Genomic DNA, 15,164 nt, shown 5'->3' on the forward strand with positions numbered 1-15,164 from the left:
CTTTGACTGTTTTGGGCGGGTTCCATCCTTGGGAAAAGGGCTGTATTCTGGATGGCGGCGTTTTCATTGACATTCAACTGAAGTTCAGGGGTTCAATATGTTACAGATGTCGGCCACGGGTCATATATTGGTGGGCACCTATGCCCTGATTGGATTTACCATCTCTGGCCTATCGTTTTTGCGGGCTTGGGTACAGCGGCAGTACAAGGGTTCTGTGCAACGTTTGAAGGAAGAGTGCGATCGCCTGCACCGAATTGTCAGCGAACAAGCCCAGCGCATCGAAGGGCTAAAGGAACTGGTCAGCCGTAGTGAACAGGAGCGCGATCGCCAGCGCCAAGAAATTGAGCAATTGCGCTCAGAGGTGGAACGGTTGCAAAACCGCTGTCAAGAGCTAGAAGACCAACAACAGCAACTACACACTCAAGTTAGTGACTATCGCCAACAGGTGGTGGAATTGACGCATGCCCTCAACACTAGCCAAGCGGAAAACGAAGCCCTACGGGACAATTGCGATCGCTATCGCCAAGAGCTAGAAGACCAACAACAGCAACTACACACTCAAGTTAGTGACTATCGCCAACAGGTGGCGGAATTGACGCATGCCCTCAACACTAGCCAAGCGGAAAACAAAGCCCTACGGGACAATTGCGATCGCTATCGCCAAGAGCTAGAAACCGCCTACCAGCGCAGTAGCAGCCTCGAAGAAGAATACGCCAGTCAAACGGCGACATTGACCGCTTCTCTGACCACGATTGAAGCCACCTGTCGCGAAAAAGAGGCAGAACTAGCGGCTTGTCATGCCACAGTCAGCGAGCGCGATCGTGAAATTGACGGGCTACGCCATGAGATTACAGATCTTAACCAAGAAGTTGAGCAGCTTCAGCAAACTGTTGAACACCTGCAAACACAGAAGCAAGGAGCAAATATCTACGCCCAATGGCTGACATGGCTCAGCAGCACCGTGGCGATCGCAACTCTAGTACTCAACCTTGGGCCTTGGAGTCCGCTGTGGACAGCCATCTATTCTCACCTGCCGATGTTTTCCTAGAGATTCAAATTGTTCGCTATAGTTTGCTGATACTAGGGGGCATAAAACTGCCCCTTTTTTATTTGCGGGTTAAAACAAACTAAGCTGAACATAGGGATTTGACAGCTTTTCTATAGCAAATGGAATTAAGTTAGAAAGAGGATAAATAAACGCATCTTCTGTAAAATCTATTATTTCCTTAGCGATAAAAGACCGATCAAAGAATTTCAACATTCCGCGTTGCTGAGGGTTATTAATTTCGTTATAAAAGTTTGTTGTTGCAAAGCAAATAATCGGAACTACTGACGATCGATAGGAGATATTATATTTTTCGCATAATTCAGGGCTATTTAGAGCAACTTCCATTAGGAGTTTCCACTTATAAGTTTGAGCCGCCCTTTCCCTTAAGGATGTTTTAAGAGACAAAATGATATAGCTTTCAGGTGTATGTTTTTGCTTAATATTATTATTTGCATAAATCACAATATCCATATCTGGTTTTTGCACTTCATTTTGGATATTGATATTAATTGACTGCCTGAAATTTGGAACACTTGATAGCTGAGATGTTATGAACATCCATTCAGGTATGTTTTTGCAACACTTGTTAACAAGAAAGATGTAAATTAAGGCGTTTGAAAAAGCATTGCCAGCAATGCTCTTTATTGCTTGATTTTTATTCTCTATTTTCCCCTGTTGAACCTTTTGATCTAAAAGTATTTCCACATCAATCTGAGAAGCTCGTATGATGTCGTGTAACTGGTTAAGCACTAATAGCCATGCTTCCTTAATGTTTTTCTGACTAGCAACCCATTGATTAATTCTCTTAACAATAGGCTTCATGTAATACTTATTGCCTGAACATATCTTTCTTAAAACTTTCTTTTCCTGCTTGCTTAAAACCTTGAATGACATATCTGAACTAAAAGAGCGTAAGCTGCCTAGTTTGTTTTAATAATTTTCCCTGCTTTAGGGATTTTAATATCTCATCAGCAATAACTTTCACCAGCGGCACCACAACTGAATTGCCAAACTGCTGGTATGCCCTTGTATCACTCACCACAATTTTGAAAGAGTCGGGAAACCCCATTAAGCGGGCACATTCCCTTGGCGTCAGGCGGCGGGGATTCTTGTTTTCTTGGGGAATGAGGATTTCCGAGCCATCTTTGTAATACCTTGCGCTTAATGTTCGGGTTACTCCCTCTAAATCAACTAGCCCATAGCCAAATCCATTACCACGGGCACGATGCTTTTCAGCATAGTTTTGCAAATACTGCCACAGATGATTGCTCAACGTATATTTAGCATCTACTGACGGTTCCAGAATATCCCTAACTCTATGTTGCTGAATTGGTACCTGAGGAAATGTAAATTCAAGGGGTTCTCTAAAACCCACAATAAAAATTCTTTCTCGATGCTGGGGCACAAAATGAACAGCATTGATGACTTGGTAATAGATGTAGTATCCTAAATCATTTAGAATTTCTTGAATCCTTTGAAAGGTTCTACCGCGATCGTGGCTTTGAAGATTTTTAACATTTTCTAGCAAAAAAGCCCTAGGACGTTTATCGTTGATGATCCTCGCAATTTCAAAAAATAGATTGCCTTGAGTCGGGTGCTGAAAACCATGATTCATTCCTAGGGCATTGTGCTTGCTGACACCCGCAATGCTAAAGGGCTGACAGGGAAAGCCCGCTAATAATATGTCATGGTCAGGAATCCTCTCCGAGGGGATTTGAGTAATGTCTCCTGCTGGCACTTCGCCAAAGTTTGCTTCGTAGGTTATTTGGGCAAACTTATTCCACTCTGAGCTAAAAACACAGCAACCACCTGCTTGGCTAAAACCGAGCCGCATGCCACCGATGCCAGCAAATAGATCAATGAAGGTTGGCTGCCCCATAGCAGTCTAGAGTTAAGTGTCGTCTCTATTTATCCTAAAGCCTAGGTATTGGCACTTAGCCATGTGATGGCTTCCCGTAGCCATGCCTCTGGATCGCTATTCTTGGCGAGGGTGCTCGTTTGGCCGATGGCAGTAAGGGCAGCTTCAATCTCGCGATCGCTATAACCCAAGGCTAAAAGAGTCAACTCCAGTTCTTCACGCATCGCTTCCGTGGGCAGGCCAGCGGGAGCCGTTGTTAACCCCGTTTCCTGTCGCCAAGCACTCAGGGCGGCTTTCAGTTCCAAGGCAATGCGCTCAGCGGTTTTATTGCCGACTCCGGGCGCGCGGCTGAGACGACGGGTATTGCCACTGACGATCGCTTGGACTAGCTCTGGCAAAGGTAGGGTATCCAGCAACGATAGCGCCATCTGTGGCCCAACCCCATTGACACGGATCAAACGCAAAAAGAGATCCCGCTCCGCTGCCGAGGCAAAGCCATAGAGGAGCATCTGATCCTCACGGACACTGAGATGGGTAAAAATCTGCACCACCTCAGCACTCGGTGGGTACTGCCGCAACAGATGGGACGGGACCAGTAAGCGATAGCCGACCCCATTCACCTCTAGGATGAGGGCAGAGCGATGGCTCCCCTCCGATTGATGGGCAACAACAGTTCCTCTGAGGTAGGCAAACACAGTCTGTTCCTGCTCGCAGACGATTGGAAATGGGTGAGCCAAGCCGATGATGAGATTCGAACTCACGACCGCTCGATTACGAATCGAGTGCTCTACCACTGAGCTACATCGGCATTCAAAGCATTATTTATGCTAGCACGATCGCCCCTAGGACGGGCAGGGCAATGGCAAAATTTTTGCGATCGCGCGCTTGTGTGCATTTGCCCCAAGGGTTACAATAGACGATTGTGTTAATTAACGAGTTAAGAAAATCACTTGGCAAACGTCGTCGTTGTTGGTGCCCAGTGGGGCGATGAAGGCAAGGGTAAAATCACCGATCTCCTGAGCAAGTCTGCCGATGTGGTAGTCCGCTATCAGGGCGGTGTCAATGCAGGTCACACGATTGTCGTCAAAGACCAGACCCTAAAATTGCACCTGATTCCGTCAGGGATTCTCTACCCCGATACCCAGTGCATCATTGGGGCGGGAACGGTGGTGGATCCTAAGGTGCTCCTTGAGGAACTCGAACAACTGGAACAGTTGGGGGTGAGCACTGAGAATCTGCTGATTGCAGAAACAGCCCATGTGACGATGCCCTACCATCGCCAGTTGGATATTGCTGCTGAGGAACGGCGTGGCTCACGGCGCATTGGTACCACAGGACGCGGCATTGGCCCCACCTATGCCGATAAATCGGAGCGCACGGGGATTCGCATGCTGGATCTGCTGGATGCTGATCAGTTGGCCGCCAAGCTGGAGTGGGCGATCGCCCAAAAGAATTTGATCCTCGAAAAGCTCTACGGACTGGCGCCCCTTGAACCGCAGCCGATCATTGAAGAGTACTGTGCCTACGGTGAGCGCCTGCGATCGCACATTGTCGATGGTTCCCTCGTGCTGGATGATGCCATCCGCCGGCGGCGCAACATTCTCTTTGAAGGTGCCCAAGGTACTCTTTTAGACCTTGACCATGGCACCTATCCCTACGTCACCTCCTCAAACCCTGTGGCCGGGGGTGCTTGTGTCGGGGCGGGGATTGGTCCAACGATGATTGACCGCGTCATTGGTGTGGCCAAAGCCTATACCACGCGGGTCGGCGAAGGGCCTTTTCCAACGGAATTACTGGATGAGGTGGGAGAACTCTTGGGCGATCGCGGTGCTGAATTTGGTACCACAACTGGACGGCGCCGCCGCTGTGGCTGGTTTGATGCCGTGATTGGCCGTTATGCGGTGCGCATCAATGGTCTCGATTGCTTAGCAATTACGAAGCTCGATGTCCTCGATGAGCTGCCAGAGATCAAAGTCTGTGTTGCCTATGATATTGACGGTGAGCGCTGCGAACACTTCCCCAGCAATGCCCTCAAATTTGCCCGCTGTCGTCCCATCTATGAAACCCTGCCGGGGTGGCAGCAATCCACCCGTCATTGCCGCTCCCTTGATGATCTGCCCAAGGCGGCATTGAACTATCTCAAGTTTTTGGCTGAAATTATGTCTGTGCCCATCGCCATTGTCTCGTTGGGGGCAGAGCGCAGCCAAACCATCATTGTTGAGGATCCGATCCATGGTCCGAAACGGGCACTCCTCAAGGATGATGGCACCCAAGTCCATCCCGTTTTATCTTAAGTGGAGTTGTAGCAATGTCTCGTTCCTTAGCTATTGAGGGGCAACTACGCCCTGCCGATGCTAAACCCAATGCCCTGCGCCGTAACGGCAAAACCCCTGCCGTCCTCTACGGCCCGACGCTTGAGTCTTCGATTTCCTTGGTGGTGGATACCCATGCCGCCGAATTTTTAGTGCGGGATGCCCGTCTCCAGAAAACCCCGATCCAGCTTTCGATCCCCGATTTGCCGTGGCAGGGAACGGTGGTGCTCCAAGAGGTGCAAGCCCACCCCGCCAAGGATACCCTTTACCACCTCTCCTTTTTAGCCAAAGCTGAAAACTAGGCTGCAAGGGGGAATTTGCTATAGTGGGGATATGTTAAGTGATTGTTAACAATGCCAGCCACGCTCCTTCGTTCTGCAGATCTTGCCCACCTTAGCTATTCCCCCGAAGGCGATCGCTTTGATGGCTCTTGGGAATCTCCCCTCGCTACGCTCCTTGGCCTTGGGCGGGCGGCTGGCGCTGATTTTGTCGAGATTTTCCTTGAGCGCAACCATTACCTCAGTACTCTTGTCGAGGACGATCGCCTGACGAGTGTCTCCCCTCGCTTGAGTTTAGGGGCGGGTATTCGCGTTTTTCGCGGTACCAGTGATTGCTATGTCAGCACCAATGATCTCAGCTTCAACGGCTTGCGCGCCGCCCTTGAAAAAGCCCTTGGCTTAATGGGGCTGCTTTTGCCCAGTCCGCAAGCTTACGTGCCTGAAATCCACCTTGAATTGCTGCGGGACTATGCCCAAGGCCGCAAGGAAGGCTGGCTAGCCGCCTGTAGTTCTATTGCTGAAGTGGCCGATATTCTGCTGGCGGGCAGCGATCGCCTACGCCAGAAAACCCAGCATCTGCAATCCCGCCGCCTCAGTTATTTTCGCGATTGGCAAGAGGTCATGGTGGCCGCCAGTGATGGCACCTTTGGCCGCGATATTCGCCTCACCCAATCAGCAGTGGCCTCTGTTCTCTGTGCGGATGGCGAGCACCGCGCCTCCATTGGTGAGCGCAATGGCGATACCAGTAATCCAGACTTTTTGCGCCAGTGGGACTACACCACCTTGGCCGATACCGTTGCCGAAGCGGCGGGCAAAATGCTCTATGCTGACTATGTGGAATCGGGTACTTACCCGGTGATCATGGCCAACCAATTTGGCGGGGTGATCTTCCATGAAGCCTGTGGTCACCTCTTGGAAACCACTCAAATTGAACGCGGTACGACCCCCTTTGCCGATAAAAAAGGCGAAAAAATTGCCCATGAAAACTTGACCGCTTGGGATGAGGGAATTACCAGCGGTGCCTTTGGCAGTATTGATATGGACGATGAAGGGATGCCGGCGCAGCGCACGTTGCTGATTGAAAATGGCATCCTTAAGAATTTCCTGAGCGATCGCGCGGGTTCGATGCGCACAGGGCACCCTCGCACGGGCAGTGGCCGCCGCCAAAGTTATACCTATGCTGCCGCTTCGCGGATGCGCAATACCTACATTGCCCCCGGTGAATACCGTGTTGAGGACTTAATTGCCTCCATTGATCGCGGCATTTACTGCAAACGCATGGGGGGTGGCAGTGTCGGTGCCACGGGGCAATTTAACTTTGCCGTTGAGGAAGCCTACTGGATTGAACATGGCCAAATCAAACAGCCCCTCAAGGGAGCCACACTGATTGGCGAAGCCAAGGAAATCATGCAGCGAATTTCAATGTCTGCCAACGATCTCGCCCTTGCCCCCGGTTTTTGTGGCTCGATTAGCGGTAGTATCTACGTCACCGTTGGTCAACCCCACATTAAAGTCAATGCCATTACCGTCGGTGGCCGCTAAACTGATTACCTGCGGTTATGGGTTTGAGTAGAAATGCCTAAAGATTTTATATGTGAATTTTTGTGACTCTGGCTACATTATCATGGAAGAAGAAGGGGAGCTAAGGCAGTGCAGCTTTTTGATCGCCCTCACCGCTTTGTGTACGCCTTGACTTCTCTTCTGAGACAAAAACATTGGACTGAATGACCAGTAATCCGCTGGTCTTTTTTTTGGCGGTTTTGCAGCTCCCTTGGTTAGGCAGCGGTTGGGGTTTTTACTTGGCTCAGTAGTTCGTGGAGTTCTTCGCCCTCAATCACTTCTTTTTCCAAGAGTTTTTGGGCGATCGCTTCGAGAAGGTCACGGTTCTCCTTAAGAATACTGAGCGCCTGCTGGTGAGCTGACTCGACAATTTCTTTGACTTCGCGATCGATGGCTTGAGCGGTTTCCTCACTGACTGCCCGTAGCATCATGCCATTGTTCGTCAAAAAGCTCGCCTGTTGTTGCTCAAAGGCAAGAGGACCAAGGACTTTGCTCATGCCGTAGCTGCGCACCATCCGCTCTGCCAAATCTGTGGCCCGTTGTAGATCGTTCGCGGCTCCAGTTGTGATCGTGCCAAAGACAATTTCCTCTGCCGATCGCCCCCCTAGCAACGTGGCAATTTGGGCGCGCAATTCTTGCTCATCAAGGAGGAAGCGATCCTCCGTCGGCAACTGCAATGTGTAACCAAGAGCCGCCATGCCACGGGGCACAATCGAGATTTTCTCTACCCGACCACTGCCTGGCAGCGCACAGCCGACAAGGGCATGACCGACTTCGTGGTAGGCAACAATTTTCTTCTCCTTGTCGTTGAGGACACGGCTTTTTTTCTCAAGGCCAGCCACGATGCGTTCAATGGCTTCAGCAAAGTCCTGCTGCGTCACCACTTCCCGTTGATTGCGCGCCGCCAGTAGGGCTGCTTCATTGACTAGGTTGGCCAAGTCTGCGCCAGCAAACCCCGGTGTACGGGCAGCGATTGCGTGTAGATCCACTTCAGGGGCCAGTTTCACCTTTTTGGCATGAATTTTCAAAATTGCCTCCCGACCACTCAAATCGGGGCGATCGACCAAGACTTGGCGGTCAAAGCGTCCAGGGCGCAGCAATGCCGGATCAAGGGTTTCGGGGCGGTTGGTTGCCGCAAGGACAATGACCGTTGCCCCCGTGGCATCAAAGCCATCCATTTCCGTGAGCAGTTGGTTGAGGGTTTGCTCCCGCTCATCGTTACCGCCATAAAAACCGGCACTGGAACGGGACTTACCAATGGCATCTAACTCATCAATAAAGACAATACAGGGGGCTTGCTTTTTCGCCTGCTCAAAGAGATCCCGTACGCGGGCCGACCCGACACCCACAAATAGCTCGACAAACTCCGAACCCGAAATGGAGAAGAAGGGGACATTGGCTTCGCCAGCAACAGCTTTGGCCAGCAGGGTTTTCCCTGTTCCCGGTGGCCCCACCAGCAGCACCCCCTTGGGAATGCGGGCACCAATTTGAATATAGCGTTGGGGATTTTTCAGAAAATCAACAATTTCGACCAGCTCCGCCTTAGCTTCCTCAACCCCAGCCACATCATCAAAGCGAATCCCCGTGTTGGCACCCTCGACATAGACCTTAGCGCGGCTTTTGCTGATGGAGAGAACCCCCTGAGGACCACCGCCCGCTTGGCGACTGGCAAAGAATTGAAAGATGAGCACAAACACAATCGGCGGAATGACCCAACCAAGGACATTCAACAACCAACTGTTGCGCGGTGGGGGGGCAGCGGCAAACTCAACACCTTTTTCCTGTAGGAGTTTCGGTAGCTCCAGATCAAAGATTGGCGTTGTCGCTAGTACTTGGGGCGGTTTATCTCCCTCTGGCTTTAATTGGTAGAGAATTTCATTTTGGCTGACATAGGCACGCGCCACTTTCCCCTCTTGCACCTGATGGATAAACATACTGTAGGGAACCTGAGGTGGACGGGGGGCAAAAAGTCGGGGGAAAAGTAGGTTCAATAGGAGAAATCCCAACCCCACGAAAAGAAGCAGATTACCAATCCAGCGATTACGGGGTACTTCGGGCGGGTTCTTGATGGCCATAGGTTAGATTCCCCAGAGTTCACCTACCGATCATGGTGACACTTGGAAGGGACTCAGGGCAAGGGCAAGAAGCTTAACATTCGGTCACTCAACCCCGCAGCTAGCCTAGAAATGCCCGACACTACAGTGAGGAAGCGGGCAAGCCTTTGGTAAAATATCAACAGAATTCCTCTCTTTTGCATCGTAGAATGATTGATTTAAGTACCCTCAAACGCGATTTTTCTTTGTTGCGCGATCGCCTGGGTCATACCCAGGACTATCTTTGACCCAGCAGCATTAAGCGCTAAGGTTCACGACCTTGAGCACACCGCCGCTCAGCCAGACTTCTGGAATGATCAAGCGATCGCCCAAGTCACACTCCAACAGTTGACCGAAGCCAAAGACGCCCTCAACCAACTTCAGCAGTGGCAAAAAACGATTGAACACGTGGAAACGGCACTGGAACTGCTGGAGCTAGAACCGGATGAAGGGCTGGTGACAGAGGCGACTACGCTGCTCAAGGATTTAGACGCCCAGTTGAGTCGATGGGAACTGGAACAACTCCTCAGTGGCCCCTACGACAAAAACAACGCCATTCTCACGATCAATGCTGGTGCTGGCGGGACTGATGCTCAGGATTGGGCAGAAATGTTGCTGCGAATGTACACCCGCTGGGCGGAGCGCCATGGTTACCAAACCCATCTGGCCGAGTTATCGGAGGGGGAGGAGGCGGGCATTAAGTCAGCCACCCTAGAAATTCGGGGGCGCTATGCCTACGGTTATCTGCGCTCTGAAAAGGGCACCCATCGGCTGGTGCGCATTTCTCCCTTTAATGCCAATGGTAAACGGCAAACCAGCTTTGCCGGCGTGGATGTGATGCCCGAACTGGATCAATCCGTTACGGTAGAGATTCCCGAAAGCGACTTAGAAATTACCACCTCTCGCAGTGGCGGCAAGGGAGGACAAAACGTCAACAAGGTGGAAACAGCCGTGCGCATTGTCCATAAGCCAACGGGCTTAGCCGTCCGCTGTACGCAGGAGCGATCGCAACTACAAAACAAGGAAAAAGCCCTTGCCATTCTCAAGGCCAAGCTATTAGTCATTGCCCAAGAACAAAAGGCCAAAGAAATTGCTGATATTCGCGGTGATGCTGTTGAAGCGGCTTGGGGCAACCAAATTCGCAACTATGTCTTCCATCCCTATCAACTGGTCAAAGACCTGCGCACGGAGGTGGAAACGACAGCCATTCAAGAGGTCATGGATGGTGACCTCGATCCCTTTATCCAAGCCTACCTGCGGCAGCAAACGGAGGAAGCCAGTTAAACAAAAAACTCCCCCTAGGGGGAGCAATTGCAGTTCAGCAAATCAGGGAAAGAACCTAAATCTCGACCACGCCCCCTGCGGCCTGCAAGCGAGCACGGGCACGACGAAAGGCTTGGGTAGCTTGAATTTTGGCCTGTTTAGATTCCCCCTGTTCGGCTTTAACGAGGGCGGCCTGTGCTTCAGCAAATTCGGCCTTGGCTTTTTCGAGGTCAATTGTGTCCCCGCGCTCAGCACCGTTGACAAGAATGGTCACTTCGTTGTTTTCAACTTCGGCAAAGCCCCCCATGAGGGCGATCGCCACCCATTCGCGGTCTTGGCGCACCCGCATCACGCCCGTTTCCAAGGCGGTTAAGAGAGGGGCATGATTTGAGAGAATACCCAATTGCCCCGTTGTGCTGGGCAAAATCACTTCCTCAGCGGGGGCATCCCAAACGGTTTTATCGGGTGCAATTACCCGGACGGTCATCACCATAACGCTTCCCTTGCCACTCAATGATCAAAGGGCGGGTTGCCCCACCCTGTATGGACACCTGTGAAACCTAGGCTTTGAGTTTTTCAGCCTTAGCTTTGGCTTCTTCGATATTGCCCACCATGTAGAAGGCTTGTTCGGGCAGATCATCCAGCTCACCGCTGAGGATCATCTGGAAGCCTTTGATGGTTTCTTCGAGGGTGACGTATTTGCCGGGGGCACCGGTGAACACTTCCGCCACAAAGAAGGGCTGAGACAGGAAGCGCTCAATTTTGCGTGCCCGCGCCACGGTTAGGCGGTCTTCCTCAGAGAGTTCATCGAGACCCAAAATGGCAATAATGTCCTGCAGCTCTTTGTAGCGCTGAAGGGTCGCTTGCACCGCCCGTGCTGTTTGATAGTGCTCCTGACCCACAATGTCCGGCTGCAACATGTTGGAGGTGGAGCCAAGGGGATCCACAGCGGGGTAAATCCCTTTTGCAGCTAGACCACGGGAGAGCACCGTTGTCCCATCCAAGTGGGCAAAGGTCGTGGCCGGAGCAGGGTCAGTCAGGTCGTCCGCAGGCACATAGACCGCTTGAATCGAAGTAATCGAACCTTCCGTGGTCGAGGTAATCCGCTCTTGTAGGGCACCCACATCGGTACCGAGGGTGGGCTGATATCCCACCGCAGAGGGCATCCGACCGAGTAGCGCCGACACCTCAGAACCGGCTTGCACAAAGCGGAAAATGTTATCAATAAACAGCAGCACATCCTGCTTGTTGACATCGCGGAAGTATTCGGCCATCGTCAGCCCCGACAGACCCACACGCATCCGTGCGCCGGGGGGTTCGTTCATTTGACCGTACACAAGGGCGATTTTAGATTTGCTGGGATCGTTTTTGTCGATCACGCCCGATTCAATCATTTCGTTGTAGAGGTCATTGCCTTCGCGGGTACGTTCGCCCACGCCAGCAAACACCGACACTCCACCGTGTTGGGTGGCAATGTTGTTGATCAGCTCCATCATGATCACGGTCTTGCCGACGCCCGCACCGCCAAAGAGGCCAATTTTACCGCCACGGCGATAGGGGGTGAGCAGGTCAATCACCTTGATGCCCGTTTCAAACACCGAGGGCTTGGTTTCCAGTTGCGTAAAGCTGGGAGCAGGACGGTGAATGGGCAGGGTTTCAGTGGCACTGACAGCGCCTTTTTCGTCCACGGGTTCACCCAGCACGTTGAAGATGCGACCAAGGGTGGCTGTCCCTACGGGCACGCTGATGGGGGCACCGGTATCTACGGCTTCCATTCCCCGCACTAAGCCATCGGTGCTGCTCATGGCAACGGCACGGACGCGGTTATCGCCAAGGAGTTGTTGCACTTCACAGGTTACAGCCACGTCTAAGCCGGCCTCGTTTTTGCCTTGAATCCGCAGGGCGTTGTAAATGGCGGGCATTTTGCCGCTGGGAAATTCAATGTCAACGACAGGGCCAATGACCTGAGTAATAAAGCCTACATTGGTTCGTTCTGCTGATATGACCATGGACGTTTGCCTACTGTCTAGGTAAATTCATTTGCGTTTTTTCAGAGGGCGATCGCTCCCCAAGGGGCACAACGATCGAGACTGAAAGTGGAATGCAGCGTTTGGTGCAAGCGCACCACAATACAACGTACCACTAATGCAGCCTTTTTCTATCGGATTCAGTGGGATCCAAATCTGAGGTCTTATTGACCCCGCTCAGTTGCTGTGAAAAAGGCGGCAGGGCAGGAATTAGCCGACGACTTCAATTTCGTCCTCAAAAAACCAAGTGCTGGAGCGATCGTCGAAGGTGACAATGACGCCAACCCCACTGCCATCGGTCATCTTAAAACCAGTAATTTGACCCACTTGGCCGAGTTTTTGAATGATGTCTTGGGCGACGCGATCGCGAATTCGACAGACGCGCACTTTTTGCCCCACGTCCATAGCAACTCCCAAACTTTGTATAATCCTTGAAAATCGTACCAAGAAACCGTCACATTCACACGGGTTTGTCCTATGGGTCGTCTGCGGGTCGGGCTATTGTTTGGCGGTCGCTCACGGGAGCATGAAGTTTCGGTGGTCTCGGCGGCAGCGATCGCCCAAGCCTTTACCGAGGGCGACAATCGCGATCGCTATGACGTGATTCCGATCTACATCCAAAAAGACGGTCGCTGGCGCTCCACAGACCGCGTTGGCATCCCCGAGGGCGCAGCACCAGAGGACTCCCTGTGGCAGTTTCCTGCGGTTGCCGAAACCATTGATGTTTGGTTCCCGATTCTCCACGGCCCCAATGGTGAAGATGGTACGATGCAAGGCCTGCTGCAATTGATGCAACGCCCCTACGTGGGTTCGGGGGTGGCTGCCTCGGCCATTGGGATGGACAAAATCTTGATGAAAACGGTCTTTGGGGCTGTGGGCTTACCCCAAGTGCGCTACGTAGCCCTGCAGCGCAGTGACCTGTGGTCGGATCCCTGTCGTTACAACCATTTGTGCGATCGCATTGAAACTGAATTGGGCTATCCCTGCTTTGTCAAACCTGCCAACCTTGGCTCCTCAGTGGGCATCTCCAAGGCCAAAAATCGCCAACAACTGACAACTGCCCTTGAGGCCGCTGCCGAACTGGATCGCCGCATCATTGTGGAAGCGGGTGTGGTTGCCCGTGAGCTAGAGTGCGCGGTGCTCGGCAATGATAAACCCCAAGCTTCGGTGGTGGGGGAGATTACCTACAGCAGCGAGTTCTATGACTACGAAACCAAATACACCGATGGCCGCGCTCAACTCCATATTCCTGCGGAGATTCCCCCAGCGGTGAGTGAGCAGATCCGCACGATGTCCCTACAGGCCTTTCAAGCCCTTGATGCCGCTGGCCTTGCCCGCTTTGATTTTTTCTATGTACCCAGCACTGGCGAAATCCTGATTAATGAAGTGAATACCCTACCGGGGTTTACCGCCCTGAGTATGTACCCCCAACTGTGGGCGGCAAGTGGTGTACCCTTTCCAGAATTAGTCCATCGCTTGGTGCAATTGGCCCTAGAGCGGCACGGCTAGCTATTCCCCTGAGCAACGTAAAGAGTCATAAAGACACTGCATCTAGGCCTTGATTTTTTCTATTAAATAACTCTATAGTCATATAAGACTATAAGACTAGGCAGGTTATGAAGCGATCGTTGAGGGGCAAGCCCAGTCAGTGGGCAATGATTTGGCTATTTTTTCTAATTGCGATCGGTGGCCTCTGGTATCCGTGGCTGGGGTACCTCATGCTGGCCATGATGCTGGGTATTCCTGCGCTGGCCTATTTTCGTAGCCGCTATTGGTGTGGCAACCTCTGCCCGCGTGGCGCGTTCCTAGACATTGTGCTTTATCACTTTAGTCCCCACCGTCCCTATCCCAAACTATTCAAAAAACAAAGTTTTCGCTGGGCGGTGTTTAGCTTCATCATGACGGTTTTTGCCCTTCGCATGACATTGGCATGGGGCAACTGGGTGGCGGTAGGTGGCCTCTTTGTCAATATGTGCGTCGTCACCTCCATTGTTGCGATTCTCTTGGGGGTGATCTTTAATCAGCGGGCATGGTGCGCGATTTGCCCGATGGGCACACTCCAAGAATCCTTGGGTAAACTGGGAAGTGGCCAGACGAAGGCGAAAAAGGCCAGTGCGAAAGCCACAAAATTGTTGCCCCCTGTGGAATGAGCGCGCGATCGCTAGAATTGAAGATATCCACCAACAGCGGCAACCAAGGTGAATAAACTGCAAGAGTGGGGCTTCAGCAAAGACTGGTGGCGCAATCAACGGGGAGAATTTTGGGTCATTGGCCAAACGGTACTCAGTATCGGCTTTATTCTCTTGCCAGTGGTCCGAGTGGTTAGCCTGCCCTTGGTGGTGCGCCTAGGATTGACCCTTGGCTTGGGTCTGATTGGCCTTGGTCTAGGCATGGCTGGCTTGTTTCACCTAGGGAACAACTTGACGCCCCTACCCCATCCCAAAGAGGACAGTCAGTTAGTGACCACGGGGGTTTATGGTTGGGTGCGCCATCCGATCTATAGCAGTGTGATCTTTTTGGCCTTGGCCTATGGTGTATGGCAAATGAGTCTTTCCCACGGGCTGGGGGCGATCGCCCTCTTTATCTTCTTTGACCACAAGGCCGCTCAGGAGGAACAGTGGCTGTTGGCCAAGTTTAAGGACTATGCCACGTATCGGCAAAGGGTGAAGAAACTGATTCCCTTCCTGTACTAAAATACTTAACACTAATTTTTGTACTCATTTAT

Annotated in this window: 15 protein-coding genes and 1 tRNA gene; 8 read left to right on the forward strand and 8 right to left on the reverse strand. The window is 51.9% G+C overall.

The features are described 5' to 3' along the window. Window positions 1–97: 97 nt before the first annotated feature. On the forward strand, window positions 98–1,048 hold the full coding sequence (locus tag RHH53_RS04555) for a hypothetical protein (protein WP_206201249.1): 951 nt from the start codon (window positions 98–100) through the stop codon (window positions 1,046–1,048). 69 nt (window positions 1,049–1,117) lie between these two features. Here the strand turns inward: RHH53_RS04555 and RHH53_RS04560 are convergent, their stop codons facing one another. From RHH53_RS04560 to RHH53_RS04575, 4 genes are all read right to left on the reverse strand, one after another. Then, a complete protein-coding gene (locus tag RHH53_RS04560) occupies window positions 1,118–1,942 on the reverse strand; it encodes a BsaWI family type II restriction enzyme (RefSeq protein ID WP_310744157.1) in 825 nt (274 codons plus the stop codon). Window positions 1,943–1,949: 7 nt separating this feature from the next. Then, the gene (gene dcm / locus RHH53_RS04565) at window positions 1,950–2,927 is read right to left on the reverse strand and encodes a DNA (cytosine-5-)-methyltransferase (RefSeq protein ID WP_302676670.1); all 978 of its coding nucleotides are present in this window, start codon (window positions 2,925–2,927) and stop codon (window positions 1,950–1,952) included. A gap of 41 nt (window positions 2,928–2,968) precedes the next feature. Further along, window positions 2,969–3,601: a Holliday junction branch migration protein RuvA gene (ruvA, locus tag RHH53_RS04570; protein WP_310453314.1), complete on the reverse strand. Its 633-nt coding sequence runs from the start codon at window positions 3,599–3,601 to the stop codon at window positions 2,969–2,971. Between the two features lie 41 nt (window positions 3,602–3,642). Beyond that, window positions 3,643–3,714, reverse strand: a tRNA-Thr gene (locus RHH53_RS04575). 142 nt (window positions 3,715–3,856) lie between these two features. Here RHH53_RS04575 and RHH53_RS04580 point away from each other — a divergent pair. The 3 genes from RHH53_RS04580 to RHH53_RS04590 are packed head-to-tail and all read left to right on the forward strand — an operon-like array spanning window position 3,857 to window position 7,038. Then, on the forward strand, window positions 3,857–5,200 hold the full coding sequence (locus RHH53_RS04580; protein ID WP_149817309.1) for an adenylosuccinate synthase: 1,344 nt from the start codon (window positions 3,857–3,859) through the stop codon (window positions 5,198–5,200). A gap of 14 nt (window positions 5,201–5,214) precedes the next feature. Further along, window positions 5,215–5,520: a 50S ribosomal protein L25 gene (gene rplY, locus RHH53_RS04585; RefSeq protein ID WP_310437881.1), complete on the forward strand. Its 306-nt coding sequence runs from the start codon at window positions 5,215–5,217 to the stop codon at window positions 5,518–5,520. 51 nt (window positions 5,521–5,571) lie between these two features. After that, on the forward strand, window positions 5,572–7,038 hold the full coding sequence (locus RHH53_RS04590) for a TldD/PmbA family protein (RefSeq protein WP_310744158.1): 1,467 nt from the start codon (window positions 5,572–5,574) through the stop codon (window positions 7,036–7,038). Window positions 7,039–7,271: 233 nt separating this feature from the next. On the opposite strand, the gene ftsH4 is transcribed toward RHH53_RS04590, so the two are convergent. Further along, window positions 7,272–9,131, reverse strand: coding sequence for an ATP-dependent zinc metalloprotease FtsH4 (ftsH4, locus tag RHH53_RS04595; protein WP_310744159.1), 1,860 nt, complete (start codon window positions 9,129–9,131; stop codon window positions 7,272–7,274). A gap of 188 nt (window positions 9,132–9,319) precedes the next feature. On the opposite strand from ftsH4, the gene prfB reads away from it, so the two are divergent. Continuing rightward, a protein-coding gene (gene prfB / locus RHH53_RS04600; RefSeq protein ID WP_302678974.1) for a peptide chain release factor 2 occupies window positions 9,320–10,433 on the forward strand; the annotation gives its coding sequence in 2 pieces (ribosomal slippage) (window positions 9,320–9,394 and window positions 9,396–10,433; 1,113 coding nt in all). Between the two features lie 55 nt (window positions 10,434–10,488). On the opposite strand, the gene atpC is transcribed toward prfB, so the two are convergent. The 3 genes from atpC to RHH53_RS04615 all read right to left on the reverse strand — a co-directional run bounded on the left by atpC (window position 10,489) and on the right by RHH53_RS04615 (window position 12,844). Then, window positions 10,489–10,905 (reverse strand): ATP synthase F1 subunit epsilon, encoded by a 417-nt coding sequence (gene atpC, locus RHH53_RS04605; protein WP_302676665.1) that lies wholly within the window; start codon window positions 10,903–10,905, stop codon window positions 10,489–10,491. A gap of 67 nt (window positions 10,906–10,972) precedes the next feature. After that, the gene (gene atpD, locus RHH53_RS04610) at window positions 10,973–12,421 is read right to left on the reverse strand and encodes a F0F1 ATP synthase subunit beta (RefSeq protein ID WP_149817323.1); all 1,449 of its coding nucleotides are present in this window, start codon (window positions 12,419–12,421) and stop codon (window positions 10,973–10,975) included. A 228-nt stretch (window positions 12,422–12,649) separates the two neighbouring features. After that, on the reverse strand, window positions 12,650–12,844 hold the full coding sequence (locus RHH53_RS04615) for a DUF2862 domain-containing protein (RefSeq protein WP_149817325.1): 195 nt from the start codon (window positions 12,842–12,844) through the stop codon (window positions 12,650–12,652). A 72-nt stretch (window positions 12,845–12,916) separates the two neighbouring features. Between RHH53_RS04615 and RHH53_RS04620 the strand changes: the two genes are divergently transcribed. The 3 genes from RHH53_RS04620 (at window position 12,917) to RHH53_RS04630 (ending at window position 15,132) form a co-directional block, all read left to right on the forward strand. Then, on the forward strand, window positions 12,917–13,948 hold the full coding sequence (locus RHH53_RS04620; protein ID WP_310437879.1) for a D-alanine--D-alanine ligase family protein: 1,032 nt from the start codon (window positions 12,917–12,919) through the stop codon (window positions 13,946–13,948). 107 nt (window positions 13,949–14,055) lie between these two features. Further along, a complete protein-coding gene (locus RHH53_RS04625) occupies window positions 14,056–14,589 on the forward strand; it encodes a 4Fe-4S binding protein (RefSeq protein ID WP_302678977.1) in 534 nt (177 codons plus the stop codon). 48 nt (window positions 14,590–14,637) lie between these two features. Continuing rightward, window positions 14,638–15,132: an isoprenylcysteine carboxylmethyltransferase family protein gene (locus RHH53_RS04630; protein WP_206201260.1), complete on the forward strand. Its 495-nt coding sequence runs from the start codon at window positions 14,638–14,640 to the stop codon at window positions 15,130–15,132. Window positions 15,133–15,164 lie beyond the last annotated feature (32 nt).

The organism is Thermosynechococcus sp. PKX82 (assembly GCF_031583255.1).
Classification (GTDB): Bacteria; Cyanobacteriota; Cyanobacteriia; order Thermosynechococcales; family Thermosynechococcaceae; genus Thermosynechococcus.